This window comes from Mesorhizobium sp. M6A.T.Cr.TU.014.01.1.1 (assembly GCF_004022765.1).
Lineage (GTDB): Bacteria > Pseudomonadota > Alphaproteobacteria > Rhizobiales > Rhizobiaceae > Mesorhizobium > Mesorhizobium mediterraneum.
This window is the reverse complement of the sequence record NZ_RZPG01000015.1, coordinates 92,678-119,672: the sequence shown is the minus strand read 5'-3', so window position 1 is coordinate 119,672 and position 26,995 is coordinate 92,678. Positions and strand designations below refer to the sequence as shown.

Sequence of the window (26,995 nt, the reverse complement as noted above, 5' to 3'; positions counted from 1 at the left end):
GACGTGTTCGGCGCCGACGGTGCGGCCGCCGGTGGCGGCGTTGTCGGCGTGGCCGCCGGCAGCAACACCGCCAGCCCGGTGAGCGGCGGGCTGGGCGCCGGCATCGCCGGCACCTACGGCACGCTGACGCTCAACGCCAACGGCAGCTACAGCTATGACGGCTTTGCCAACGCCGTGCCGGCCGGCGGCGCCACCGACACCTTCGTCTACACCATCATGGACGGCGACGGCGACCTGTCGACGACGACGCTGACCATCACCCTGTCGGACAGCGGCCTGGCGGCCGCCAATGACGACGCCACGGTCAATGAAGCAGCACTGGCGATCGGCAGCAATCCGGCCAGCCCGGCCGAGACGGTGACCGGCACGGTCGCCGACAACCTCTCCGGCGGCAGCGGCCCCTACACCTTTGCGCTGGTCGGCAGCGCGACCGGCTCGCACGGCACGCTGACCCTCAATGCCGACGGCACCTACAGCTACACGCTGACCGCACCGGTCGACGGCGCCGATGCCGACAACGGCACCAACACGGTCAACAACGTCGAGAGCTTCACCTACCAGGCGACCGACGCCAACGGCAACACGATCACCAGCACCATCACCATCGACGTCGTCGACGATGTGCCGACGGCGAACGCCGACACCAACAGCGTCGCCGAGGGCGCCATCGCCACCGGCAACGTGCTGAGCGACGCCACCGACGACGTGTTCGGCGCCGACGGTGCGGCCGCCGGTGGCGGCGTTGTCGGCGTGGCCGCCGGCAGCAACACCGCCAGCCCGGTGAGCGGCGGGCTGGGCGCCGGCATCGCCGGCACCTACGGCACGCTGACGCTCAACGCCAACGGCAGCTACAGCTATGACGGCTTTGCCAACGCCGTGCCGGCCGGCGGCGCCACCGACACCTTCGTCTACACCATCATGGACGGCGACGGCGACCTGTCGACGACGACGCTGACCATCACCCTGTCGGACAGCGGCCTGGCGGCCGCCAATGACGACGCCACGGTCAATGAAGCAGCACTGGCGATCGGCAGCAATCCGGCCAGCCCGGCCGAGACGGTGACCGGCACGGTCGCCGACAACCTCTCCGGCGGCAGCGGCCCCTACACCTTTGCGCTGGTCGGCAGCGCGACCGGCTCGCACGGCACGCTGACCCTCAATGCCGACGGCACCTACAGCTACACGCTGACCGCACCGGTCGACGGCGCCGATGCCGACAACGGCACCAACACGGTCAACAACGTCGAGAGCTTCACCTACCAGGCGACCGACGCCAACGGCAACACGATCACCAGCACCATCACCATTGACGTCGTCGACGACGTGCCGACGGCGAACGCCAACACCAACAGCGTCGCCGAGGGCGCCATCGCCACCGGCAACGTGCTGAGCGACGCCACCGACGACGTGTTCGGCGCCGACGGTGCGGCCGCCGGTGGCGGCGTTGTCGGCGTGGCCGCCGGCAGCAACACCGCCAGCCCGGTGAGCGGCGGCCTCGGCGGCGCCGGCATTGCCGGCACCTACGGCACGCTGACGCTCAACGCCAACGGCTCCTACAGCTATGACGGCTTTGCCAACGCCGTGCCGGCCGGCGGCGCCACCGACACCTTCGTCTACACCATCATGGACGGCGACGGCGACCTGTCGACGACGACGCTGACCATCACCCTGTCGGACGTCAACAATGCGCCGGTTGCCGCAAACACCCAGAACTGGATGTCGAGCGATCCGGCACAGCAAACTTTGAGCACGCCGAGCTATCCCGACGGATATCCCTTGCTGGTGACTATCCCAACCGATGCGGATGGCGATAACCTCATCGTCACCGCGACGGGGACGATCCCCACAGGCACGTTCTATTTCGATGGCGTCACCTACGTCGCCCTGACGGCCGGCACTGTGCTCTACGATCCGGCCGGCGGCATCAACCTGCTGGACGACCTGGTCTACAGGCCGACCGCAACGGTAACCGACACCGTCAACGTCAATCTGTCGCTGGACGTCTTCGACGGCACCGCCCACGTCACTCAGACTGTCGGCATCCACGAAGTCCCGCCGACCAGCTTGCCCAGCGATACCGCACAGGTGGGTAATGGTAACAGCCCGCTCACGTCCGGAAACGACCAGACCCAGAACCTGAGCCTGTCCCAAGCCACGGTAAGCGCCATAACGGCCGATCCTCACGGCTCGACAGTCGTAATCTACACCGACTTCCAGGAGTCGCCCTTCGTAACTCCGATCCCGCTAGGGGAACGCAATCCCGGCGTCTTCGGAGACGGCAGTGCGGGATCGCATCGCGAGCAGGAAGTTCAAGTCGAGATCAGGATTGGAGCGAACCGTTTTGCAGTTGTTGAAGACGATCTGACTGCCGGCACATTCGAGCAGAGTTGGACCTACGACCCGGCCACCGGCCTGATGAAGGCGACCGTCGACTATGACCATATCTTCCTTCTCGATGGCGCCGGGGTCGCAACGACGACGACGCTCGCGGACTATCTGATCGCAAATCCACCGGCCGCCGGCGACACATGGACACTTTCCTATTTCGACAATGATGGCGGCAACTACCAGGCCCGCGCAGTCAGATTCGAATTCTTCTCCCATGATCCAGGCGATCCTGGAATAACGGTGAATGGCGATGCCACCTTGGCCGACCAGATCTATGGCACATCCGGTATCGACCATCTCAATGGCAATGGCGGCAATGACGTCATCATAGGCAGGGGAGGCAATGATTTCCTCAGCGGCGGTGGTGGCAGCGATCTTATCAGCGGTGGCGACGGCAACGATCTCCTTGTTGGAGGTTTCGGCCAAGACACAATGACTGGAGGAAACGGTGCCGATACGTTCAAACTCGACCAGTTGGACATCAAGGATCTCATCTCCGACTACAGCGGCGCTGGCGGCCAGGGCGACGTGATCGACCTGACGTCGTTGTTCGACACAGCCCCGGGGGGAGCCAATATCGGCGAGTTCGTGAACTACGATGCGGGAACCGGCACGCTAAGCGTCGATGCCGACGGTACGGCCAACGGCACCAATTTCGTGGATGTGGCTACGCTAACGAACGTGCCGGTGTCCAGCACAATCACGCTGCTTTATGACGACGGAATAACCCAGCATACGACCACGGCCAATGCGGTTTAGGGGAATAGTGCAAGGGCTAGGTGCTATGCTATAGATTCGAATGGTAGAGGGGAATTCATCATGAAAAAGTCTGCAAGACTTCTGGCTGCCGGTGCAACACTGTTCCTGGCTGTTGGATCGACGGGGTATGCCGCCGACATCATCGAAGGTCCGTCGGTCGATTATTGTCGCGTCGTCGGCACGTCCAACCTGGTGCAGACCGACAACATCGTCGATCTCAAGAACCAGGTGGTGCAACTGATGGACGAGTCTGTCGCCGTCGCCAACAGCTCGGAATGGATCCATTCGTCACGGCCTGTCTTCGTCTGGGCCTCCGAGGCCAAGGTCGCCTGCGGCAAGGCTTACGGCTATTTGAAGACAAATTATCGCGACGAAGACTACCTGAATAAATGCGAGTGTTTCCACGACCGCATGGTCGAGTACATGAACTGACCAAAAAGGCGGCGACGCGCGGCTGGCTGACAATGATGGCCGACCGAACACTGCTGCGGGCGATCGTCGGAACGATCGCCTTGGCCGGTTTTGACCTGCTTGCCATGCATGCCGGCGCGGGTGCGTCGGAACAATCCACTAAAATACAAAATGCTTTGCCCGAACGGTTGCGGCCGACGCGCTGCGATGCCACCCAGGAAGGGACGAGAGAAACGCTGAAGGCATTCGCGACCTGCCAGTCGTCGATCTACGGCCTGGAGCCGCGGCTCGCACACGCCGTGATGGAGATCGAAAGCGGGTTCGATCCCGAGGCGCGCGGTGCCGACGGGGAAGTCGGGTTGATGCAGGTCATGCCCGCGACAGCACGAATGCTTGGCTTTCAAGGCCCGCTCGAAGAGCTGAGTGCGCCGAAGACCAACATCGCGCTGGGCGTCAAATATCTCGCTCAGGCGAACAGGCTCGCCGACGGCGACCTGTGCACCACCGTCATGAAGTATCGCGCCGGGCACAACGAAAGCCGTTTCTCGGCACTTTCGGTCCGCTACTGCCAGCGCGCGCGCTCGATCCTGGCAAGGGAAGGGTTCGAGGTTGACGGGCCATTGCCGGTGGCAACATTCGGCTTTTCCACATTTTCAGCAGGAGGAGAAGACAGCGCCCCTGCCGCCGGAAAACGCGTGTGCGTGCGGCGGGTGTTCGTGCCTGGGCCGCGATACATGAAATGCGCCGACTATCGAAATGCAAGGCAAGCCAGACAGATCAGGACGCTCAGAGCCCGGCTTTTTGCAGGCTAAAGAACCACAAGACGGCGCAACTCAGCCGTGACATGACTGGAAGATCAGACCGGGAAGTGACCCGGCGGCACATAGGGTGGAAAATCATGGAAGCTGGCCGACAGGTCCTCTGGCTGCGGACGAGGGCAATCGCCTTTGCGCTCGCCGTGACATTGTCAGGTTGCCAGTCGAAAGGCAGCATTTCCGAAGCGCTCGATCCGGCTGCAATCGCCGCACCCGGAGTGCAGAATGACGCCGCAGTTGCGGGCCGATCCCAGGCGACGCAATCGATCGGCAGTGGTTCGACTAAGATCACGATGCTGCTGCCCTTGTCCGCCCCTGGAGCCACGGGGGAAACCGGCAGGAAGATGCTCGATGCCGCAAAACTCGCAATGGCGGATCTTGGCAATGGATTGCTCACACTGACGGTCGAGGACACGCAGGGCGACAGTGCACACGCCAGCGAATTGTCGATAAAGGCGATCACGACGGGAGCGAAAGTCGTCATCGGTCCGACCGAACTACCGGCGGCGCAGCATATCGCCAAATTGTCGGGACCGAAACGGCCGCCAGTGTTGGCACTTGCCAACAATTTCACAGGCGGTCCCGGCGTTTATGCCGTGCGCCTCAGCGAGGCAGACAGCGCGGCTGCGGGCGCCGCAGGCATCGCGGCGAAAGGCAGCAAGAAGTTCGTATTGCTTGTCGCAGCTGGCTCGAACGGCAGTGCCGTTGAAAAGCGGGTCGCGAACAGCCTAAGCATCTATGGCGCAACGCTGGCGGTCACTATCCCGTACTCGGCAGGCGACGGCGGCACCAAAGCGGTCACCGACATGGGCTCACTCGTGGATGCTCCGGACGCCGTCATTGTCGCCAGCGGAGACGACAGCCCGCTGCAAATCCTTGCCGCCCTGAAATCCAAGGGTATCCCGGGAAGAACAATCGCTGTGGTGGGAACAAACCGCTGGCTGGAACGCCCCATCGAGCCGCTGTTTGAAGGGGCCTATATCGCCACGCTCGATCCGCGCGAAACCGGACCAATCGCCGACCGCTTCAAGACTACCTATAACTATCAGCCCGACGTCAATGTCGCCTACGCCTATGATATGGTTGCGCTGACTGCTGGGATCGCCAGCGCGGTTGGACCCGATGGCTTCAGCAAACAGGTACTCGAAAATCCGAGCGGGTTTCGCGGATCCACAGGTCTATTCCGGTTTCGCGCCGACGGATCCAGCCAGCGATCGATGCCGTTCTATCGAGTTGAAAAGGGTGCGCTCAAATTGGTTGCCAGATCGACGTCGGGCTTTTGACCCGGCGCGAACCCGCAGGACCTTATCGAGCTGATGGACAGGCCGAGCCGCATCCGCTTGGCTGTCGCGCTCGCAAGCCTGGAGCTTCTGGCCGGGCTCCTCCTGATCATTCAGGGCGGGGCTTTGCTTTCGGTCGACCGGCCTGTTCCTGCGCCGTCTCCTGATATTCGCGGCAAGCGGCCAACCCGACCGGGCGCAACCGTTCTCGACGCTCAATGGCGAGTGCCGGCACGCAAGATTGCTCAGGACCTCATCGCTCCGCCACAACTTGATTCTTCGGAAATCGAACGGATCGAGCCCCGTCCGCCACTCAGCGAACTCGGTCTCGCCGTGCCCCCGAAAACGCCGATGCCGCAAGACTGGCGGGAGGTCCTGCTCTACGCTCCGATTGCGAGTTCGTCCGCGATCTTCGAATCGATGGGACGGACGGTGGTCATCAGCGGGGTCCAGAGCATTGACATGGATAAGACCTGTTCCTTTCATGACGTCGTCTGGCCTTGCGGCCAACGCGCGCGCGCAGCCTTGAACTCATGGTTGCGCGGGCGCGCGCTGAAATGTTTCGTGCCACCGGAAGTTGATCGTTTCGCTATCGCCGCCCCATGCAGGCCGAAGAAACCGCGACGGTCGACATAGCCGGGCATCGCCTCGTGGCGCGAAGTGCCGGGACATCGGCAGGGCCGGTGAAAATCCTGCTGCGACCGGAAGCGCTGCGGATTTCACCTGAGGGCATGCCGGCGACGGTGCTCGACAGCGTCTATCGCGGTCCGGTGCATGAGGTGCGGCTGGCCTTGCCGATGCCAGGGCGAGGGCCAGGACCAGGACCAGGACAGGAATTGCTGATCGACAGCACCGAGGCAGTGGCAGTCGGCCAGAGCGTGAATGTCGCCGTCTCGGACGCCTGGATTATTCCAGGCGCCTAACGCTGCTTACCGCCAGGGCAAGACGCCTGCCGGAAGCCGCCGGCCGAACCGGTCGAGCACAAGCAGCAGGACGACGACAACGGCAATCGTGGAAACGGCGATCGCGGCGGCCTGCGTTCCCAAGCCTGCTTCCTCGAGGCTGAACAGCACCACGCCGAGCGTCTCATTGCCGCTCGACCAGAGCAAGGCCGAGACCGTCAGCTCGTTGAAGGCGCTAATGAAGACGAGCAGCCCGCCTGCCACTGCCGCGGGTGCGGCGAGCGGCGCGGTTATCGTTGCAAGCCGGCGCAGGGACCCAGCACCCGACACCGCCGCCGCCTCGTCGAGGTCGCGTGAAATCTGCCCGACCGCGGTAGCCACTGGTTTCAAGGCGAGCGTGAAAAACCGCATCGCGTAGGCGACCACGATGATCGAGGCCGTTGCATAGAGGCTGCCGACCAGCGGCAGCGGGCGCAGGAACAGGAGGATGCAGGCTATCGCAAGCACGACGCCGGGGACCGCATAGGAAAGGTCGACGATGCCGCTGAGGAGACGCTGCCAACGCCGGCCGAGCCGTTCGAGCACAGCGGTCACCGGGATGACGCCGATGGCGAGGATCAGTGCCGCAGCACCGGCAAAAAGAAGGGAATTGCGGAAGGCGCGAACGGTCGAAGCCTGGCGGACAAGAACCTCGGCATAGTTGGACGCGGTCAACGTTTGCCAGCCAAGCGGGACACCGAAGGACGGCACGAGCGACGTCGCCAGCAGAGCGCAAGCCGGAAGCACGAGGATGAAGCCGATCGCCAGCCAACCGAGACCGGCCAGCAGCAGGCGGTAGCGCCCGAGCTCGAAACGCGCCGGCGTGCCTGAAGTAAAGCGGTGAGCGGCGCCGCGCAGAGCCAGCGACTGGCAAGTGACACCGGCCAGCGCCAGCACGCCGACCAGCACCGACAGCGCGGTGATCTGCGGCAAGACGCCAGGTCCAAAACTCGACAGGTCCTGATAGATCAGCGTCGGCAACGTCAGATAGTTGACCGGCATTCCAAGCAGGGCCGGGATACCGAAATTGCCGACGCCGGAAACGAAGGCGAGTGCCGCCGCAGCCACGATATAAGGACGCACGATTGGCAGGACGATGGTTCGCAGCACGAAGAGCGGCCTGGCGCCGGAGGCCCTGGCTGCTTCGACGAGATCGCGAGGAATCCGCGAAAGCCCCGCCCGCAACGTGATGAAGGCGATCGGCGCGTGCTGGACTGCGTAAAGCAGGATGATGCCATTGCGGCCGAGCATCGGATTGGGTGTGCCCGGTGGCGGCGCCATGCCGACCATGCCGAGAAGCGTGCTGGACGGGCCAAACAGATGCAGCCACGACAAAGCGGTCACCTGCGGCGCGATCATCAGCGGCAGCAAAAGCAGGAAACCCAGGGGCTTTCGCCCGGGCAGGTCGGTCATGGTGACGGCGATGGCGACGGGGCCACCGAGGCAGACCGCCAGCACGGCGCCGAAAAAGGCAGTATCCAGCGTATGCCACGTCGCCCGTAAGGCGGCGGGCTTGGCCAGGCGTTCGGCGAATGCGCCGAAATCGAGCTCACCGCCCGGCGCAACGGCCGCGACGAGGAGCCTGACCATCGGCAGCAGACTGAGCAGGGCGATGACCAGCAGAACGGCGAGCGCCGACGCGCGAAACCCCGATGTGGTCCGCACCCCGGGCCCGCGCCGTGCCGGCACGGACTGCCCGGGGAGGATATACTGCGCGGACGATACCACTGGCGGCTGGACTCGCTACTGGCTCATCACGGCGCCGAACTTTTCCTTGTTGGCGGCGTCGTTGGCGAGCGCGGCGGCCGCATCGTAGCGCAGCACCTTGATCGACGAGCGATCGGGATAGCCGGCCGGCAAGGCAATATCGGCGCGCGCCGGAATGTAGCCCATCTTCGCGGCGGCTTGCTGTCCGTCCTTGGACAGCAGGAAATCGACGAAGGCCTTGGCCGCCTCGGTGTTCTTGGCCGTGGACAGTATGGCGACAGGCTCGGTGACGGCCGAGACGCCTTCCCTCGGGAATACGAACTCGACGGGCGCGCCCTTGGCCCTTTCGCGGATGGGCATGTAGTCGACAATCATGCCGAACAGCTTGTCGCCGCCGCTGACGGCCTTCAGCACGTCGCCATTGCCGCCGCTTGCCTGGGCGCCGTTCTTGGCGAGCGCGTTGTAATAGTCCCAGCCTTCCGGCAGGTTTCCGGTCAGCGTCACGGTGTGGATCATCGCCGCACCCGAGGTCAGCGGGCTGGGCATCGCGACAAGGCCCTTCGCCTCCGGCCTGGTGAGGTCTTCCCAGCTCGCCGGCACGAAGGGCGCCTTGGTGTTGTAGACAATGCCGGTGGTGATCAGCTTGGTCGAGAAATAGGTCTTGTCCTTGTCGTAGAGGGTGGCGTCGATGCCGGAGACATCGGCCTCGGGATAGGCGAGCAGCCTTCCTTCCTTCTTCAGCCCTTCCATGGTCACAACGTCGGCGATCAGAAGCACGTCCGCCTGCGGCTGGCCGGCTTCGATCTCAGCACGCAGCTTGGCCAGGATCTTCGGTGTTCCATCGCGCACCCATTCGACCTTGACTGCGGGGTATTTCGCCATGAAGGCATCGACGGTCTGCTGAGCGTCGGTGTTGGGCTGGCTGGTATAGAGGACCAGCGTGCCGTCGGCAGCTGAAGCGCCTGCGATGGCGGATGCCAAAAACATGGCGGCGAGAATGATCTTGCGCATGGAAAACCCCACTTCGTGTGAAGAGACGGATCCGGCTGAGCGCCGGATGCGAGAACGCTCTCCCTAGCGCCGCAGGATAAACCTATTGTGACAGGCGGGGATCGGCAAGGATGGCAGGTTTTTCGTCGCCTCGGACGATCCGGGGAACTTTTGCTCGGCTGGCGATTTTGGATGTATGGTGAGACGCTGAACGGCCAGAAGGTGATTGCCGATGACGACAAGACGCTTTGCGATCCGCGTGCTCGCTCTCGCGATAGGCTGTAGCCTATCCGCTTCCGCCTTCGCGGGCGACAAGCACCGCGACCACCGGGTTCAATCCGAACGCTACGTTCCCGCCGAAGACGATATCATCGACATCCTGTTTGGCGGCCCGCGCTACTATGACCAGCAGTTGGTCACCACGGCCGCAGGAGCCTGCTCCTACCACCGGATCGGACCCGACGCGAATGCGCTAAACAAGATCAACGATCACCATTGCGGGAAGTAGGCGCGGGCACTCAGCGCCCGCCAGCCTCCTTCATCCGCGCGATGATCTCGGCCATCAGCGCCAGGTCGCGGCGCGAATCCGCCAGGTCCGTCAATGGCCTGGTGCCATCTGAGATGTGGCGGTGGAAAGTCTCCAGCTCGTTGGAGAAGGCGTCGCCATAGAGCGGCCCGAAGGTCCGCGTGACCGGGCCGAGCGGTCCGGCTTCCGTCACTTCGAGCCGTGTCGGCAGGCTGCGGATATAGGGCGTGTCGTAGACGATGCGGATGCGTTTGGTGTTCGAGCGCACCTCGATCATGGCATCGAACAGGCCGAGATCGTCGACCACCGCGTCATACTGGCAGGCGAAATGGCCGTAGTCGAAGGTCACTGAGGTGTTGGCGCCGCCATTGGTCCGGTGCGCGGCGAGCACGCGAACCGGTTCGCCGATGAGCCCGCGCATCGCTGAGATGTGGTGCGACGACAGCGCGGTCAGGCCGCGATAGGCGCGCACGAGATCGGCCGGCGCATCGGCACCTACGACTTCGCGGATCAGCGTGTCGCGCTCCCTGGCGCCGCGTGCCAGTAGCGCCGAGTCGATATCGCTCGGATAGAGGATGTTCTGGCTCTTCTTCAGGAAATGCCGGCCTTCGGAGATCAGGTCGAAGATGCGCACATGAGTGATGTCGGCGAAGGCGGGTAGTTCGTCCCTGGCAGCCAGATAGGCAGGTGCATAGCGGCGCATGTAGCCGACGAAGATCGTCTTGGCGTAATTCGTCGTCAGCACCAGCAGTTCGTCGATCTCGCGCACCGTCAGACAAGCGGGTTTTTCCAGAAGGACGTGCTTGTCGGCTGCTACGGCAGCTCGGACGAAACGGCTGTGGGTGTCATCTGATGACAGAACAAAAACTGCGTCGATGTCGGGCGAATTGATCAGCGCTTCTGCCGTTTCGAAGGCCTTGGCGGTTGGGTATTCGGATGTGCACAGCGCCACCAGGCTCGGCGAGACGTCATAGACGCCCGCTATCACCCAGCGATCGCGCTGGTCGGCCAGCACCGGCAGATGGATCGACTGCGCGACCTCGCCAAGACCCACAAGTCCGACACGGATTATCGCCACTCGCAAACTCCCTTTGTATCATTCAATTCGTAACGAGATGGCCGGATGGGTTGCCTCTACGCCGCGCCGGTGACAAGTGCGACGAGTTCGTTGCCGGTGGTCTCGGACGATCGGACCGTTGCCACCATCCGTCCCGCCCGCATCACCCAGATCTGGTCGGACAGGCGCCGCACCTGATCAAAATTATGGCTGACCAGAATGACGCTGACGGCCTGTTCGCGCAGCCGCCGGATCAGGGCTTCGACATTGGCCGTCTCCTGCACGCCGAGCGCTGCCGTCGGTTCGTCCATCACCACCACCTTGGCGCCTGAACCCGCGGCGCGGCAGATTGAGATCGCCTGTCGCTGTCCGCCCGACAGGCGCCGCACGCGCTGGCTGACCGAAGGCATGTTGATCGACAGGCGTGACAGCATGGCGCGCGCCTGTTGTTTCATGGCTTTGCGGTCGAGCAGGGCAAAGGGGCCGATCCGGCGCACGATCTCGCGGTTGAGGAACAGGTTCTGCGCCACGGTCAATTCGTCGATCAGCGCCAGGTTCTGGTGCACCGTCTCGATGCCGGCCTTGCGCGCCTCGTCGGGGTTGGCGAAGGGACGCGGCTGGCCGTCGAAGAAGATTTCGCCGCCATCCGATACATGCACGCCGACCAGACAGCGTATTAGCGTCGACTTGCCGGCGCCATTGTCGCCGATGACAGCGGTGACCTCGCCGCGGCGGGCCTGGAACGCGACGTCGGTGAAGGCGCGAATGCTGCCGAAATGCTTGCTCAGCCCTTGGCAGGCGAGGATCGCCTCGGATGGCGGGATATGATGGACCGCGCTCATTTCTGGTACCGCATGATCAGAGCGGCCAGCACCACGATGGCGCCCACGGCGAGCGGCTGGTAGAACGCCGAAACGCTGAGCAGGGTCAGTCCGTTGACCAACGCGGTGAGCATCAGCGCGCCGATCGCCGGCCCAAGAATGCTGGCGCGGCCGCCGAACAGGCTGACTCCGCCGAGCACCACCGCCGCCACCGAATTCAGGAGAAGGCTGGTGTTGATCTGCGGTTCGGCCGAGCCGATGCGCGCCACCAGGAGCAGTGCGGCGATGCCGGCGCAGAAGCCTGAAATCGTATAGGCGGCGATCTTGACCCGGTTGGTGCGGATGCCGAGCGCGCCGGCGCTTTCGACCTGGCCGCCGGTCGCCAGCAGATGCACGCCGAAGCGGGTGTGGTAGAGCGCTATATGCGCCACGATGACGGCTGCGATCGCCACCCAGACGGGATAGCCGAACGGCCCTAAGGAACCCGAAGCCAGCCGCAGCAGGAAGGTCGAGCCGACCATTATCGGCTCGCCGCCTGACAGGATTAGGCCGAGGCCGGTGACGCCCGAAAGCGTGCCGAGCGTCACCACGAAGTCGGGTATTTTCCCGGCTGTGATGAGCACGCCGTTCAGGAAACCGACCGCGCTGGTGGCGGCGACAGCCAGCGCGCAGGCGAGGAAGATGCCATAACCCGCGGCGTCGACGAGGCCGAGGATGATGGCGCCCAGCATAACCGCGGCAGCCAGCGAGAGATCGATGCCGGCGGTCGCCACGACGAAGGTCTGGCCGATCGACAGCACGACCAGGATCGCCGCCGCTAGCAGCAGGGCCTGCAGATTGGCGATGCTGAGAAAGACCGGCTGGGCGATGCCGAAGACGATGACGAGGCCGACAAGGCCGACGACCGATGCCCAGTCGGCCCAGAAGGAAGGATCCAGGAGGAGAGCCGACAGGGAGGGGCGGCTCTCCTCCGCCGCGCCCGCGGTATGCACGGGCGCGTTTTGTTCAGGAGTGCTCACTTCAACATCTCGCGGAAGGGATCGGGATAGTCGCCGCCCGGGCGCGGGAAGTTCTTCAGCGAGGCTTCGGCATTGTCTTTGTTGATCAGCAAGACCGGCGCCGGCACGTTGGCGGGCAGTTCCTTGCCCAAGGCCGCCGCCTTACAGGCCTCCACGCCCATGGCGCCGACGACATAGGGATACTGGGCGACGGTGGCGGAGAGTTCGCCGGCCGCGACCGATTTCAGCGCATCGACGATGCCGTCAAGGCCGATCACCTTGACGTCCTTGCCCGAGGTCTGGACGGCTCGCTGGACGCCGAGCGCCATGATGTCGTTGGCGGCGAAGAAGCCGGCGAGATCGGGATGCGCGGCCAGGATATCGGTGGCCGCGGTCAGCGCCTTCTCGCGGTCCCAGTCGGCGCTGACCATCACCACGACTTCGAGCTTGCCTTCGACGGCCTGCTTGAAGCCCTTGATGCGGGCGTTGCTGCCGACATCGCCGACGATGCCGGCCACCAGCGCGACCTTGGAGCCCGCAGGAACCAGCTTCAGCATCTCCTCGCCTGCCAATACGCCGGCGGCAACGTTGTCGGTGCCGATATAGGTTGAGATGGTGAAGCCGGCGGCCTTGGCCTGCTCGGCGTCGATGGTGCTGTCGATGTTGATGATCGGCTTGTTCTTCTGGGCGACAGGGACCAGTGCCTGGACGAGGTTGCTGACACTGATCGGATTGACCAGATAGCAATCGAAATCCTGCATGGCCATGGCGGTCAGCCGATCGGCCTGCCCGGTGGCGTCGCCCATATTGGCGGCTGCCTGGATAGTGACGGCCACGTTGTCGGCCTTGGCCTGCTCTTCGATGCCCCGGTGCATGTACTGGAAGAACGGATTGTCGAGACCCTTGACGATAGCCGCGACCTTCGCCGCGTCTTCGGCGTGGGCCGGCATGGAAATAACGGTTGCAAACAGACCTGCGCCAAGCGTCAGGCAATTGAACATACGCATGCTCTTCCTCCTCCTAATTGTTGGTTGTGTCGCAATCGAACCGTTGTACGGCTAACGGAGTGCCTGTGCCGGCGAAGGCCAGCCCGGCGCTTGCGATGACAAGCTGCCGACCGATCAGCGATTGCCAAACGGTTTGCGGGTTCCGCGCCCGGTCCGGGCCACTTTTCGGCAGGCATTTCTCCTCCCAGAGCGCTGACCGATGCCTGTCAGCATTTCCGCATGTTTTAGAAAAATTTGACACGCGTCAAGATTTAAAATGGTATGCAGCGGCTTTTGATGTGCTGCAGCGCAGCAGGGAAAGGGAGGAAGAACGCGGCGATGAAGGACAGGCGCTGGCGCTGTCCCGCCAAGGTCTCCCGAATGTCGGGGAATTCAACTCAAGACAGCGAGGCCAGCGCCGGGCCATCCATACGAAACAGATGGCAGACCGCGGGAGAAATATCGAGCGCGATGGGGCTGTGCAGCGGCGTGGTGTCGCCACCTTCGGCCTGCACCACCAGGGTGACATCGGGCGCGACCTCGACATGCAGTATTGTCAGGCTGCCCAGCCGCTCCGCCAGCACGGCTTGCCCCTTGAACTGTCCGTTGGCCGAGATGCGGAGATGCTCCGGCCGCATGCCGAGCAGCAACTCGTCGCCGGGTCGGGTTGCGCCCGCCGCAACTGGCACGGACAAGGCCGAGCCGTCCGGCAATGTGACGGAGACGCCTTTGGGACCAGTCGCGGCCACTTTCAGCCTCAGCAGGTTCATCTTCGGCGAGCCGATAAAGCCGGCGACGAAGATGTTTGCCGGCTTGTTATAAAGATCGAGCGGCGAACCAACTTGCTCGATGTTGCCGCCGTTCAGCACGACGATCTTGTCGGCCATGGTCATGGCCTCGGTCTGGTCGTGGGTGACATAGATCATCGTCGCGGCCAGATGTTCATGCAGGCGCATCAGCTCAAGCCGCATGCTGACCCGCAAGGCGGCGTCGAGATTGGACAGCGGCTCGTCGAACAGGAAAACTTTGGGATTGCGCACGATGGCGCGGCCGATGGCGACACGTTGGCGCTGGCCGCCCGACAGCGCCTTCGGCCGCCGGTCGAGAAGATGCGAAAGCTGCAGCACCTCGGCTGCCTCTCGCACCTTGCGTTCCTTTTCCGCGGCGGAAACACCGGCGATCTTCAGTGCAAAGCCCATATTCTCGGCCACCGTCATGTGCGGATAGAGCGCGTAGGACTGGAACACCATGGCGAGCCCCCGCTCGGATGGATCGATGTCGTTGGCCCGCACGCCATCGATCAGCAAATCGCCGGCGGTGATCTTTTCCAGGCCGGCGATCATGCGCAGCAGCGTGGATTTGCCGCAGCCGGACGGGCCAACGAAGACGACGAATTCGCGGTCCTCGACGTCCAGGTCAAGGCCCTTGATGATCTCGACGGATCCGTAGGACTTGCGCGCACCACGCAGCTTGAGCTCAGCCATGGCTTGTCTCCCTGGCATCGGCACGTTCGGTCGCGCCGTGTTCGTTGTCGTCGTCCTGCGCCATCGCCAGTGGGGCGCCCGGTTCGCCCTCCCACAGGATCAGGCTGGCCGCGCCGATCAGTCCTGCGCGGTCGCCGAGCTGTGCCGGCACGATCGGCACATCCCGGTAGGCCGGCATGACCCGCTGCTCGACGGTTGCCCTGATGGTTGGAGCCAACAGGTCGAAACCGTTGGCGAGGCCGCCGCCCATGACGATCAGGTCCGGCGAATAGAGGTGAAGCAGGTTGGTGAAGCCGATGCCGAGCCACTTCGCTTCCGCCTCGATCAATTCGAGCGCACTGATATCGCCGGCACGCGCGGCCTCGACGACGTGCCTGGCCGAAACGTCGCCGTCAGCCGAAAGGCGCCTGAGCAGGGAGCCATCGCCCGGCGCTGTCAGCGCCGTGGCGCGCCGCCCGAGCGCGGTTCCGGAGGCGACCGCCTCGAAACAGCCGACAGCGCCGCAGAAGCAGCGATCGCCCTCGCCGGTGATGGTCATGTGGCCGATCTCGGCCGCCAGACCGCGCCGGCCGTGATAGATATGGCCGTCGGCAACCACGCCGCCGCCAATGCCGGTCGACACGGTGACGAACACCAGCGAGCCGCTGCCACGGCCGGCGCCGAGGCGCCATTCGCCGAGAGCCGCCGCATTGGCGTCGTTCTCCAGCCGCACCGGCAGGCCGAATTGCCGGCCGAGAATGTCGATCAACGGCACGTCGTGCCAGCCGGCCAGGGTCGGCGGGGCGATCACGATGCCGGCCTTGGGATCAAGCGGCCCCGGCGCGCCGATGCCGATGCCGACGACATCCGCCTGTGGGCGCTGTGTCAGAAGAGCCCCGGCCAGTGCAATGATCTGGCCGATCACCGCATCGGATCCCGCGATCGCCATCGTCGGCGCCGAAACTTGCGCGACAACGCGGCCGCCGCTCTCGACCAGCGCGCCGCGCAGCTCCGTTCCGCCGAGATCGAAGGCGAGGGCTAGTCTTGTCATCAGGCGGCGACCTTCAGCCCATGCAGCCAGGCCATGCGTTGCGCGAGGTCGGGGTCGCCGAATGCCAGCGATCCGAGCACCACCGTCTCGGCCCCGGCGGCGCGCAAGCGCGGCACCGTCTCGTGGCGGATGCCGCCGTCGGCAGCCAGGATGATGTCGGTTTCACGGCCGGCTTGCCGCATCAGCGTGCGCGCCTCTAACAGGCGTGGGCAGGCCTGGTCGGAAAGGCTCTGGCCCTTGACCCCGATGGATGTGCCGAGAAGCGTCACGAACGCGACTTGCGACAGGAAAGGCGTGACCGCAGCGACCGGCGTTTCCAGCCTGAGCACCACACCGGCCTCGGCGCCGAGATCATGCGCCAGCCGCACGGCGCGCAGGCCGGCTTCGCCGTTTTCGGCATGGACACTGACCAGGTCGGCGCCGGCCTCGATGAACTGGCGCGTCTGCTCCTCGACGATCTCTGCTTCGACCATCAGGTGCACATGGATCGGCTTTGCCGTCAGCCCGGCGATCCGCGACACCAGATCAGGAAAGAACAGGAAGCCGGGGGTGAAGCGGGCGTCTGCGACGTCGATATGATGCAGGTCGACATGAGGTTCTATGCGCTTCAGGTCGCGCTCCATATTAGCAAGATCGGCCGACCACAGCGAAAACTCGCCGAGCAGCCGGTTGCGTGGCAAGGCGGCGATGGCAGCGGGGCCGGACAGGGATTTGATGGTCATGACGGAACGAGGCTCCGGAAGTTGAAGTGAGCGTGAAGGAAGGTCGTGATCTCAGCCTGCAGCTCGGCGAAATGCCGGACGCTGTCGAGCGCCTTGGGTGAGATTTCCGCAAAGGTTGCACCGGGAATCGCCGCGGCAAGCGTGCGCGCAGCCGGCAGCGGATGCACCGCATCCATGGCGTTGCCGATGACCAGCGTGGGGATGCCAAGGGCAGCGGCGTTGTTCGCCGAAACACCTGGGCCGTCGGCGGCAATGTCGGCGAGGACCTGCGCGAATGGCGCAGCATCCGGCCGGTCGAAATAGCCGAACAGCGAGGCAAGGTTGTCGGGTGCTTCGCGCTTCAGGCGCGCGGCGGTTTTCGATTGCGTGAAGATCGTCCTGGCCTTCTCGGGGCCGAGGTCGAGGATGAGGCCGGCAACCTCGGCGATCGGCCGCAGGTTCGCCGGCGCGCTGTCGAAAATCCAGGCCGGGCGCACGAGCAGCAGGCCGGCGACGCGGTCCGGATGGCGGCAGGCAAGGCGCAAGGCGATCGCGGCGCCCATGGAAATGCCGCCCGCAACGAAACGATCGAGGCCGGCCTGATCGGCGGCGGCAACAACATCGTCCGCGAACATCTCCAGGGAAAACGGACGGCTGGTGCCCAGTCCAGAGGCGCCGTGTCCGCGGCATTCCAGCGTGATGCGCCGCGACCCCGACCCGGAAGGGAAAGCTTGGGCGACCTGCGCCTCGCCACCGCCCAGCCCGTGCTGGAACACGACCGCCAGCCCGTCGCCTGTGTCGGAAACCCGCAGCGCGGCGTCGTCGCGAAGCAAGGTAGTCGGGCGGGTCATCACACCAGCCCCTTGAGGAAACGGGCGACTTCGGGCGCTTCCTCAGCCGAAAGCCCATGTGTCACCAGCGGCCCGTCAAAGCCTGATGCCTTCAGTCGGGCGACAAAATCCGGGAAATTGACGACACCTTGCCCGGCGGTGGCGAAGCGTCCGTCGGCGAAACGGTCCTTGGCATGGGCCATGGCGACATGGCCGGCCGTGGTCTCGACCGCAGCGGCCACGATGGCGCGTGCTTCGGCGGGGCTGGCCTGCTCGAACAGGTTTGCCGGATCGAGCACGATGCGCAGCCGTTTAGAGCCCATCGCTGCAATGAGGCGCATCGCGTCTCCCGCCGAGGTGACGATGTTGGCCTGTTCGGGTTCGATGCCGAGGTCGACACCGTGACGTTCGGCGAGATCAAGCGCCTTTTCCATTTCGCCCGCCATGTCGGCCCATGCCGAGGGATCGGGATTGTCGGGATGGTGCGCCCACTGGTCGTCCGGGTTGCGGGTTCCTGTGCACAGCGTGACCAAGGGAACGGAAAGATCTGCCGCGGCCTCGATGATCACGCCAAGCCGGCGCAGGCTGTCGTCGCGCACAGTCCTGTCCGGATGGGCCATGTTGTAGGTGCCCGAGAGCGCCACCAAGGCGACACCGCAAGCATTCGACGCGGCCGCGATGGCGCTGATGGCGTCGTCAGGGACCGCATCCGGCATCGAGGGCAGGCCGGCGCAGGTCAGGTTGAACTGGGTGACGGCAAATCCCGCGTCGCGCACCGCCGCCAGCACACTGGCCGGCTCACGCCCCGGGAAGGTCTTGGCGAACACCCCGATCTGCATCAGACCGCTCCCGTCACGCTGGCGATCTCGACGCGCTCGCCGCTCTCGACCGAACGGGCGATTGCCACCATGGCGCGGATCGAGGCAAGGCCGTCCTCGACGTTGGCGCCGCGCATCGGCTTGTTGTCAAGGACTGTCTCGGCGAGGCCTTCGAGCTGGCGCCTGAAGAAATGCCCGTCGGCGCCCAGCGGCTTTCGTGATGTCGCATCCTTCTCGTGAAAAATATCAACCTCGCTCGCCCGGAAATACCAGGGATTGAAGGTCTTCGCGATCACTGAGCCGTTCTCGCCATAGAGCTGAAAACCCTCGTGCCAGTCCATGCGGACGGCCACGGTGAGATCGAGATGGCCAAGCGCGCCGTTGGCGAACTCCGTTTCGACGAACCAGCAATAGGCGCCGAAACGCTCGTTGAGGCGGGCACGCACGGCGACGATCTCGCCGCACAGGAAGCTCGCCGTGTCGACGAGGTGCGAGCCGTGCGCGAGCATGAAATACTGCCTGAGATCGGCTTTCGGATTGCCGCCAGGTTTCCTTGCCAGCTTGCTGGTGACGGGAAGCGGCTGGACCGCATCAGTGTTGGTGTAGCGATGGGTGGAATCGCAATACCAGGCCTTCAGCGCCAGGATTTCGCCCATCTCGTCGCGGACGAAATCGCGCGCCGCCTCCAGCGCCGGATCGAAGCGCTTCATATGGCCGACCTGCAGCACCTTGCCGGAGCGCCTGACCGCATCGGCGAGCATCTCGCCTTCCTCGACCGAGACGCCGATCGGCTTCTCGCACAGCACGTGCTTGCCGGCCTCGAGCGCCTTGATCGACATCGGAACATGATAGGCGTCCGAGGTCGCGACGATCACCGCCTCCAGTTGCGGGTCGGCGAGCATCTCATCGTAATCGCCATACATCTTTTCGGGTTCATAGGTCGCGCCCATGCGCGCCAAGAGATCGGGGGCGGCATCGCAGATCGCATAGAGGTCGGCATTACTGGCCTTCACGCAGGATTCGAGATGGGCGAATTGCGCGATCGGCCCGCAGCCGAGCACACCGACACGAAGGCGACGGTCTTGCTTCCGGATCATGGTCTCTTCCTCACGCGCCGTAGCCGCGCATGGTCTGGCGGTTGGTCTTGACAGCGGCCGCTGGATCGGCGGCGGCAGTCTCGGATTCCTCTTCCAGCACCAGCCAACCGTTGAAGCGCGGTGCCGCACTTGCGATGTCGATCACTGCCGCGGTATCGCAGACGCCCTTGCCGAGCATCGCCCATGTGCCGCCGGCATCGACGTCCTTCAGGTGGACGTAGCGGATGCGGTCCCGGTAGGTGGTGAGCGTGTCGATCATGTCTTCATGGCCGCGCAATATGTGGCCGGTGTCGGGCACCCAGCCGACGAGCAACGGATCGACCAGCCCGAAAATCCGGTCATAATCGGCACGGTCAAAGAGCAGCGTGTTGTGATGGGAACTCGGATGGACGGCGACATTGACGCCGGCCCTGCGCCCGAGTTCGCCGGCCTTGTTGTAGAGGTCGGCCGCGATGGCGAATTTGTCGTCGCGCGGGCCGTCGGACACGACGGTGGCCGAGCCCATCGAAACCAGCGCGCCTGGAAAGGCGGCGGCGAAGTCGATCCAGCGCTTGGCGGTCTCGAGGTCGGTGCCGATCTTCTCCTTCAGCGTGAAGCCGCTTTCCGAGCCGAAGGCGAAGGAAACCAGGGTGAGGCCGGCCGACTTCAGTGCCGTGGCGAATTCCGCCGGCCTGTCGACATAGCGGCCGATCATCGTGTCGGTGATCTCGATGCCGGCATAACCGCCATCGGCGATCGCCTTCAAGAGATCGTCGGGGCCACCGGAAAACCGGTCACCGAGCATTTCCCAGGTAAAGGTCTGGCATCCGACTTTCAGGTCTTTCACGTTCATCCTTTCATTCCTTGATGCCGCTCATTCTTTGATGCCACCTTGGGTCAGCCCTTCGATGATGTGCCGCTGGAAGAACAGCACCAGCACGATCAAAGGAACGGTGACAACGGCCGAAGCTGCGGCGATGTCGCCCCAGGGCACGTAATAGAGGTTGGTGAAGTTGGCGATGCCGACGGGGATCGTCTGGCGATCGATGTTGGAGGTGAAGGCGAGGGCGAACAGGAATTCGTTCCAGGCGGTGATGAAGGCAAGCAGGCCCGTGGTCACCAGGCTCGGCAGCGACATCGGCAGGATGATGTGCCAGAGCAGGCCGGGAACGCTGACGCCGTCCATGCGCGCCGCTTCGTCGATCTCGCGCGGCAGCGTCTCGAAATAGCCGAACAGCACCCAGGTGACGAGCGGCAGCCCGAGCGCGAGGTAGGTTATGATCAGCGCAGTATAGGTATCGAGCAGGCCGAGATTGGTAGCCACCAGATAGAGCGGCCCGACCAGCGCGATCTGCGGGAACATCGACACCGAAAGGATGACCATCAGGATGCCGAAGCGGCCCTTGACGTTCAGCCGCGATAGCGCGAAGGCAGCCAGCGATCCGACGAAGAGGCACAGGAATGTCGTGGCCAGCGAGACCACCAGCGAATTCCAGACATAGCGGTGCAGCTGCTTCTCGATGAAGGCGTTGTAGTAGTGCTCAAGCGTGAAGGGCGCGGGGATCAGCGATGGCGAGCCCGAGGTCAGCGCCTTGTCGAGCTGGAACGAGGTCGAGAATTGCCAGATGAACGGGCCGCCGGACCAGACCAGGATCAGCAGAGCGCCAAGATAAATGGCGATGGTCTGCAGCGGCGAGCGTGTGTCGTTCATTGCGCCCTCCTGATCTGCCTGATGAGATAGAGGCAAAACGCCAGTGCGATGATGCCCTCGGTGACGAACATGGCCGTCGAAACGGCTGAGCCATAGCCGAATTGCAGCGTCGAGAAGAGCACCTTGTAGGACAGAGTCGACAGCGTCTCGGTCGAATCGGCCGGACCGCCGCCGGTCAGCACATAAACGAGGTCAAAGACGCGAAAGGCGTCGAGCGCGCGGAACAGGCCGGCGATCAGCAAGGTCGGCATCAAGAGCGGCAGGCGGATGTACCAGAAGGTGATCCAGCCCTTGGCACCATCCATGCGCGCTGCCTCGATCAGCGAATTGGGCACCGTCTGCAGCCCGGTCAAAAGCAGCAGCGCCATGAACGGCGTCGTCTTCCAGACGTCGGCGATGATGATGGTGGTCATCGCGGTGTCGGGAGAGCCGTACCAGTTGACCTTCTGGTCGATCAGCCCGGCATGCAGGAGAATGTAATTGATGATGCCGTTCTGGCCGTCGAACAGCCAGCCGAACATTTTCGAGGTGACGACGGTCGGCATCGCCCAGGGAACCAGCATGGCCGCGCGGACGAGCCCGCGGCCTTTAAAAGCCTCGCACAGGATGAGCGCCATGCCGAGCCCGATGACGGTCTCCAGTATCGTGGATGCCGCGGTAAACCACATCGTGTGCCACCAGGCGTTCCAGAACTGCGCGTCGCCCCAGAGCTGCACATAATTGGCGAAACCGGAGAATTCGTTCTCCTGGGTGATCAGCGAGGTGTTGGTGAGCGAGAGATAGAGCCCGTTGATGATCGGGTAGAAGGAAACCGACGCCAGGGACACGAAGGCCGGCGTCAGCAGGAGCAAGGCCCAGAGCGCGCTGGGAAGCGCCTTGCCAAGCCGCGGCCGGCCAATGCCAGAAACAGTGGCCGCAGCGGTCATGGGTTCAGCCGACGATCTGGTCGATTTGCGCCGCCAGCGCGTCCATCTCGGCCTGGACATTGCCCGACACCAGCGCCTTGGAGATGCCCGACTGCAAGGCCAGCGTCACCTTCGCATATTCGGGTGTGATCGGACGGGCCGTGGCGCCGGTGAATACTTTTTCGAGGCTCGCCATGAACGGCTGTTCGGTCTTGATCTTCTCGTCCTGGAACAGTGCCGGGCGCGTTGGCGCGAGGCCGAAGTTTAGGGCGATGCGATGCTGGGTTTCGGTCGACGACAGCCAGGTCAGCAGCTCGATCGCGGCTTCGCGCTGCTTGGAGTTGGCGTTGACGCCGAGCTGATAGCCGCCGAGACAGGCCGAGCTCTTGCCGCCGGGGAAGGCCGGTAGCGGTGCGACACCGACCTTGTCCACCACCTGGGAGGCCTTGGCGTCCTGGGCGATCGGATAGACATAGGACCAGTTGCGCATGAACATCGCCTTGCCCGAGGTGAAAGGCTGGCGTGACGGCTCCTCGTCCCAGGACAGGACGTCCTGCGGGCTGATCTTGGTCCCGTTGACGGTGTCGTGCAGGAACTGGATCGCGTCGACCGCCGCCTTCTGGTTGATCAGCGACGACTTGCCGTCGGGCGCCAGGATCGCGCCGTTGTTGGAGGTGATGATCTCGACGGCGTCGCAGACCAGAACCTCGGCCTGCTTGCCTTGCCAGAGATAGCCGAAATCGACGTCGCCGGCCTTCTGCGCGGCGGCGGCGATGGTCGCCATGTCGGCCCAGTTTTCCGGCACCTTGCCGCCATGCTTTTCCAGCACGTCCTTGCGGTAATAGAACATGCCCGAATCCATGAACCAGGGAAGGGCGGTCAGCTTGCCGTCATAGGTACAGGCGTTGAGGGTTCCGGAGAAGTAGGCGCTGCGCTTGTCCGCGGGAAAATACTCGTCGAGCGGCAGCGCCCAGCCGGCGGCGGCGAAGCCGGCGATCCAGATCACGTCCTGGCTGAAGACGTCGGGCGTGCCAGTGCGCCGGGCGAGCTGCTGGACAAGGCCCTGGTAGACTTCCGTCGATGAGCTCGGCGGCGGCAGCTCGATGTTCTTGACCAGAATGCGGTCCTGCGATTCGTTGAAGGCCTTGATCAGGTCGCCGAAAGTCTCCTTGCCGAAGAAGGCGGCACTGGCGAAACTGATTTCGGCGCGCGACTGTGCGCGAGCCCGGCGAACGCCCAGCCCGGTGCTCAGCCCAAGTGTTGCCGCGCCCAGCAGTCCGGCGCTGCCAATGAGAAACTGCCGGCGGTCGGCGATCGTCACATGCGCAACCGGCTTCGAGCCGGAGACCGGCCCTTTTTTGATGTCAGTCATTTTCTCTCCTCCTTGCGCTGGCAGCCTCCCCAGCCAGCATTTGCGCATGTTCCAGAAAAATTTTACGCGCGTCAAGATTTAAAATGCTGTAAAGCGGCTTTCGAATGTGATCCGTTGCCGGTGCAATGATTCACGGCGTTGGGAGGTGGAAAAAAATGCGAGGACAATCAGGCGCTAAGCTCGGCATCGGCGTAGTCGGGTGCGGCAACATCTCGATGACTTATTTGCGCAATGCGGCTCTGTTCGGTGAGGTGGAACTGCGCGCCTGCGCCGATATATCGCCCGATATGGTGGCCCTGCGTGCCAGCGAATATGGCATCCGGGCAGTCAGCGTCGATGCGCTTCTGGCCGATCCCGAAATCGATCTCGTCCTCAATCTGACCATCCCGGCGGCGCATTTCGACATCTCGTTTTCGGCGCTTTCGGCGGGAAAGCACGTCTTCACCGAAAAACCGCTGGCGACCTCGGCTAGAGACGGCCGCCGCCTTGTCACCGAGGCGACGGAGCGCGGGCTGCTGCTGGGCTCGGCTCCGGACACCTTCCTCGGCGCCGCCGGACGGCGGGCACGCCGCCTCATGGACGACGGCGCGATCGGCCGCGCGGTGACCGGCACTGCCTTCATGATGGGGCGTGGCATGGAGCACTGGCATCCCAATCCGCAATTCTACTACCAGCCCGGCGGCGGACCGGTCTTCGACATGGGCCCCTATTACCTGACGATGCTGGTCAATTTGCTCGGGCCGGTGGCCCGCGTGATGGCGATGGCAACGCGGGGCCAGGAAGAGCGGTTGATCACCGCCGAAGGCCCCTACAGGAACACCAACTTCAAGGTCGGCACGCCGACCAACGTCCTGTCGCTGCTGGAGTTTCGCTCGGGCGCCACCGTCACCTTCGGTGCCTCGTGGGACGTCTTCAGGCACTCCAATCATCCGATCGAGTTGCACGGGACCGAAGGCTCGCTCAGGCTGCCCGATCCGGATACGTTCGGCGGCACCGTCTCGCTGTCGGAACGTGGGGCCGACTGGGCCGATTTTCCCAGTGACAGCGAACTCTACGGCGCGCGCAATTGGCCCTTCGCCGCGCCCGACCGCGCGAATTACCGCATGCTCGGCGTTGCCGATCTTTCGCGCGCGCTGATATCAGGAAGAAGGCCGCGGGCGTCCGGCGACCTTGCGCTGCATGTGCTGGAGATCATGGAGGCGATCCTCGCTTCGGGAGAGAGCCGCGAGTCCGTCGCCGTCAACGCAACGGTCGATCAGCCACCGCTCCTCCAGGAGGACGAAGCGGCCAGCCTGCTTGCCTGATATCGGAGGGCACTTACGATGACGACCTCGCTTTCGCCCCTGCTCGATCCAGAGGCCCAGCATGTGCTCGACCTTGGGCGAGAAGCGGCAGCCCCGCCGTTCGAAAGCGGCACGCCTGAAGAGGCGCGCCGCGCCTATGAGCAGGACTTTCCGGCACTCCAGGGCGAGCGCGAGCCGGTCGGCTCACTGACCGAGCGCACCATCGCCGGCCCTTGCGGCTCGTTGACGCTCAGGATCTATCGCGGACAGGGCGCGGTCGGGGCCGCTGCCCCGGCGCTGCTCTATCTGCATGGCGGCGGCTGGGTGATCGGCAATCTCGAGTCGCATGACGAGATCTGCCGGTGGTTTGCCAATATGGCGGCGTGCGCCGTCGTCTCGCCCGACTACCGGCTGGCGCCGGAGCACAAATTCCCGGCGGCGATCGACGACTGCCGCGCTGCACTTTCTTTCATGCAGAACGGCGCGGGCGATCTCGGCATCGATGCAGGAAGGATCGCTGTCGCCGGCGACAGCGCCGGCGGCAATCTCGCCACCGTGCTTTGCCTGCTTGCGCGCGGCGACAAGAACCCGCCGACCGCGCAACTGCTGTTCTATCCGAACACGGACGCCTCGCAGGCGGCAGACAGCTATCGCCGCTTTGCCGAGGGCTACGGTCTGACATCGGCGACCATGGCCTGGTTCCGCGAACACTATATCAGGGATGCCGGCGATATCGACGACTGGCGCGTGTCGCCGCTCAAGGCCGCAAGCCTTGCCGGCATAGCGCCGGCTTTTGTCGCAATCGCCGGTCATGACATCCTCGCCGACGAAGGCGAGGCTTATGCCAAGCGTCTGGTGGATGACGGCGTGCGGGTCGTGCTGCGGCGCTGGCCCGGCCAGATACACGGCTTCGTCTCGATGGGCCGCCACGGCCCGGCGGCGAGGCAAGCGGTTGGCGCAGCGGTTGCCGCATGGCGCGGCTTCGATCCTGCCTTTGGAACGCTCAGGCCGACTGACGCATGACCAGAGTCGCGTCGAGACTGACCTTGGGGGCAACTGCCGCGTCGTCCTCGTCCAGCAAGGTCAGCAGCGTCTCGACGCTGCGTCCCGCCATGGACGCGAAATCCTGCGCCATGGTGGTGAGGGCAGGACAGGTATAGCGGCTTAGCGGATGATCATCATGGGCCGCGACCCGCAGGTCGCAATCGCCTCTGCGACCAACTTTGCGGCCTTGCGAATAGGCGGCAGCCATCACGCCGAAGGCGAGACGGTCGTTGGCGCACAGGATGGTCTTTCCCGGCAGGCCACCATTGCCGAGCATCTTTTCCATCTGCTCGTAGCCGATCCGCTCGAAATCCCAAGTATAGTCTTCGGTGTTGCCGATGATGACTGGCTCATGGCCGAGCCGCTGCATGGTGGCGACATAGCTGTTCACTCGTTCTGGCGAGTTGTGGTTGACATGCGGGATGTCGAAATAGACCGGCGCGTCGCCGGAGCGGGTGAGATACTCGACGATCGTCGAGACGCTCTGGGCATTGTTGTTGCCGACGAACGGCGTGCTGCCTTCGAGATAGGTATCGAAATAGACGATTGGGATCGCCTGTGTAAGCTTCTCCAGCGTGCGGTGGTCCGAACGCAGCCCAAGCGGCGCAATCAACGCGCCGGAAACTTTCAGCGAAAGAATGGTTCGTGTCGCTTCCACTTCGAGCTCGCGCGAGCCATGCGAGGAGATCACGATCGGCCAGTAGCCCTCATCGCGCAGCCTGAGTTCGATGCGGCTGACCATCTCGGAATAGAAGGGATCGGCGACCGTCGGCACCACGATGCCGATGCTGCGGGTCCGCTTTCGGTTCAGATTGCGCGCAAAGAGATTGGGCTGGTAGTCGGACGCGCGCAGCGCAACCTCGATCCGCTGCCGTGTCGCCGGCTTGACACTGGTCGGATCATCGAAATATTTCGACAGCGTTGGCCTGGAGACGCCGCAAGAGCGAGCAAAATCCTCCATCGTCTTGTGCGTCATCGGCATTATTCCCTCGCGCCGTTCCTCAGCGCTGCCCGGTTCCCTACATACGGTGCGCTGGCGTGCAACCGCAAGTCGAAACTTTA

At 64.0% G+C, this 26,995-nt stretch carries 26 protein-coding genes; 9 read left to right on the top strand and 17 right to left on the bottom strand.

What is annotated here, in order from left to right; all coding sequences use genetic code 11:
- The 6 genes from EN885_RS33640 to EN885_RS18380 form a co-directional block, all read left to right on the top strand.
- Positions 1-3,147: Ig-like domain-containing protein (locus EN885_RS33640; RefSeq protein WP_164897867.1), on the top strand; the 3,147-nt coding region annotated here is incomplete at its 5' end.
- 60 nt (positions 3,148-3,207) lie between these two features.
- Positions 3,208-3,579, top strand: coding sequence for a hypothetical protein (locus EN885_RS18400; protein WP_126104680.1), 372 nt, complete (start codon positions 3,208-3,210; stop codon positions 3,577-3,579).
- A gap of 32 nt (positions 3,580-3,611) precedes the next feature.
- On the top strand, positions 3,612-4,370 hold the full coding sequence (locus EN885_RS18395; RefSeq protein WP_128335201.1) for a transglycosylase SLT domain-containing protein: 759 nt from the start codon (positions 3,612-3,614) through the stop codon (positions 4,368-4,370).
- A gap of 86 nt (positions 4,371-4,456) precedes the next feature.
- Positions 4,457-5,656, top strand: a complete 1,200-nt coding sequence (locus tag EN885_RS18390) for an ABC transporter substrate-binding protein (protein ID WP_128243019.1) — start codon at positions 4,457-4,459, stop codon at positions 5,654-5,656.
- 33 nt (positions 5,657-5,689) lie between these two features.
- On the top strand, positions 5,690-6,289 hold the full coding sequence (locus EN885_RS18385) for a thermonuclease family protein (protein WP_206616829.1): 600 nt from the start codon (positions 5,690-5,692) through the stop codon (positions 6,287-6,289).
- Positions 6,290-6,336: 47 nt separating this feature from the next.
- Complete coding sequence (locus EN885_RS18380) at positions 6,337-6,576, top strand: TOBE domain-containing protein (protein ID WP_245493095.1); 240 nt, start codon at positions 6,337-6,339, stop codon at positions 6,574-6,576.
- Between the two features lie 6 nt (positions 6,577-6,582).
- Here EN885_RS18380 and EN885_RS18375 read toward each other — a convergent pair whose 3' ends face one another.
- A complete protein-coding gene (locus EN885_RS18375) occupies positions 6,583-8,259 on the bottom strand; it encodes an iron ABC transporter permease (RefSeq protein WP_128242972.1) in 1,677 nt (558 codons plus the stop codon).
- Between the two features lie 78 nt (positions 8,260-8,337).
- A complete protein-coding gene (locus EN885_RS18370) occupies positions 8,338-9,312 on the bottom strand; it encodes an ABC transporter substrate-binding protein (RefSeq protein WP_095487092.1) in 975 nt (324 codons plus the stop codon).
- A 211-nt stretch (positions 9,313-9,523) separates the two neighbouring features.
- Here EN885_RS18370 and EN885_RS18365 point away from each other — a divergent pair, with 211 nt between their 5' ends.
- Positions 9,524-9,799, top strand: coding sequence for a hypothetical protein (locus EN885_RS18365; protein ID WP_095487090.1), 276 nt, complete (start codon positions 9,524-9,526; stop codon positions 9,797-9,799).
- 10 nt (positions 9,800-9,809) lie between these two features.
- On the opposite strand, the gene EN885_RS18360 is transcribed toward EN885_RS18365, so the two are convergent.
- The 14 genes from EN885_RS18360 to EN885_RS18295 all read right to left on the bottom strand — a co-directional run bounded on the left by EN885_RS18360 (position 9,810) and on the right by EN885_RS18295 (position 23,606).
- Positions 9,810-10,895 (bottom strand): Gfo/Idh/MocA family oxidoreductase, encoded by a 1,086-nt coding sequence (locus EN885_RS18360; RefSeq protein ID WP_128242973.1) that lies wholly within the window; start codon positions 10,893-10,895, stop codon positions 9,810-9,812.
- 56 nt (positions 10,896-10,951) lie between these two features.
- A complete protein-coding gene (locus EN885_RS18355; protein WP_128242974.1) occupies positions 10,952-11,716 on the bottom strand; it encodes an ATP-binding cassette domain-containing protein in 765 nt (254 codons plus the stop codon).
- Positions 11,713-12,714 carry an ABC transporter permease gene (locus EN885_RS18350; RefSeq protein WP_095487084.1) on the bottom strand — a complete coding sequence of 334 codons (1,002 nt, stop codon included), beginning with the start codon at positions 12,712-12,714 and terminating at the stop codon, positions 11,713-11,715. Before EN885_RS18350 ends, EN885_RS18355 begins: the two co-directional genes overlap by 4 nt.
- Complete coding sequence (locus EN885_RS18345; RefSeq protein ID WP_095487082.1) at positions 12,711-13,700, bottom strand: substrate-binding domain-containing protein; 990 nt, start codon at positions 13,698-13,700, stop codon at positions 12,711-12,713. The genes EN885_RS18350 and EN885_RS18345 overlap by 4 nt, the downstream gene beginning before the upstream one ends.
- Positions 13,701-14,077: 377 nt before the next feature.
- Positions 14,078-15,163 (bottom strand): sn-glycerol-3-phosphate ABC transporter ATP-binding protein UgpC, encoded by a 1,086-nt coding sequence (ugpC, locus tag EN885_RS18340; protein WP_127206522.1) that lies wholly within the window; start codon positions 15,161-15,163, stop codon positions 14,078-14,080.
- On the bottom strand, positions 15,156-16,193 hold the full coding sequence (locus tag EN885_RS18335; protein WP_128242975.1) for an ROK family protein: 1,038 nt from the start codon (positions 16,191-16,193) through the stop codon (positions 15,156-15,158). The genes ugpC and EN885_RS18335 overlap by 8 nt, the downstream gene beginning before the upstream one ends.
- On the bottom strand, positions 16,193-16,915 hold the full coding sequence (locus EN885_RS18330; protein ID WP_127288461.1) for a ribulose-phosphate 3-epimerase: 723 nt from the start codon (positions 16,913-16,915) through the stop codon (positions 16,193-16,195). Before EN885_RS18330 ends, EN885_RS18335 begins: the two co-directional genes overlap by 1 nt.
- Entirely contained in the window at positions 16,912-17,745 is an 834-nt protein-coding gene (locus EN885_RS18325) for an alpha/beta hydrolase (RefSeq protein ID WP_127288462.1), read from the bottom strand. Before EN885_RS18325 ends, EN885_RS18330 begins: the two co-directional genes overlap by 4 nt.
- Positions 17,745-18,563, bottom strand: a complete 819-nt coding sequence (locus EN885_RS18320; RefSeq protein ID WP_128242976.1) for a sugar phosphate isomerase/epimerase — start codon at positions 18,561-18,563, stop codon at positions 17,745-17,747. The genes EN885_RS18325 and EN885_RS18320 overlap by 1 nt, the downstream gene beginning before the upstream one ends.
- Complete coding sequence (locus tag EN885_RS18315; RefSeq protein ID WP_095487070.1) at positions 18,563-19,639, bottom strand: Gfo/Idh/MocA family oxidoreductase; 1,077 nt, start codon at positions 19,637-19,639, stop codon at positions 18,563-18,565. Before EN885_RS18315 ends, EN885_RS18320 begins: the two co-directional genes overlap by 1 nt.
- 10 nt (positions 19,640-19,649) lie before the next feature.
- Positions 19,650-20,471, bottom strand: a complete 822-nt coding sequence (locus EN885_RS18310) for a sugar phosphate isomerase/epimerase (RefSeq protein WP_128242977.1) — start codon at positions 20,469-20,471, stop codon at positions 19,650-19,652.
- A 21-nt stretch (positions 20,472-20,492) separates the two neighbouring features.
- Entirely contained in the window at positions 20,493-21,329 is an 837-nt protein-coding gene (locus EN885_RS18305; protein ID WP_095487066.1) for a carbohydrate ABC transporter permease, read from the bottom strand.
- Entirely contained in the window at positions 21,326-22,255 is a 930-nt protein-coding gene (locus tag EN885_RS18300) for a sugar ABC transporter permease (protein ID WP_095487064.1), read from the bottom strand. The genes EN885_RS18305 and EN885_RS18300 overlap by 4 nt, the downstream gene beginning before the upstream one ends.
- A 4-nt stretch (positions 22,256-22,259) precedes the next feature.
- Positions 22,260-23,606: an ABC transporter substrate-binding protein gene (locus tag EN885_RS18295; protein WP_128242978.1), complete on the bottom strand. Its 1,347-nt coding sequence runs from the start codon at positions 23,604-23,606 to the stop codon at positions 22,260-22,262.
- A 155-nt stretch (positions 23,607-23,761) separates the two neighbouring features.
- On the opposite strand from EN885_RS18295, the gene EN885_RS18290 reads away from it, so the two are divergent.
- On the top strand, positions 23,762-24,910 hold the full coding sequence (locus EN885_RS18290) for a Gfo/Idh/MocA family oxidoreductase (RefSeq protein WP_128242979.1): 1,149 nt from the start codon (positions 23,762-23,764) through the stop codon (positions 24,908-24,910).
- 18 nt (positions 24,911-24,928) lie between these two features.
- Entirely contained in the window at positions 24,929-25,912 is a 984-nt protein-coding gene (locus EN885_RS18285; RefSeq protein ID WP_128242980.1) for an alpha/beta hydrolase, read from the top strand.
- Here EN885_RS18285 and EN885_RS18280 read toward each other — a convergent pair.
- The gene (locus tag EN885_RS18280; protein ID WP_095487647.1) at positions 25,893-26,918 is read right to left on the bottom strand and encodes a LacI family DNA-binding transcriptional regulator; all 1,026 of its coding nucleotides are present in this window, start codon (positions 26,916-26,918) and stop codon (positions 25,893-25,895) included. The genes EN885_RS18285 and EN885_RS18280 overlap by 20 nt on opposite strands.
- Positions 26,919-26,995: the final 77 nt, after the last annotated feature.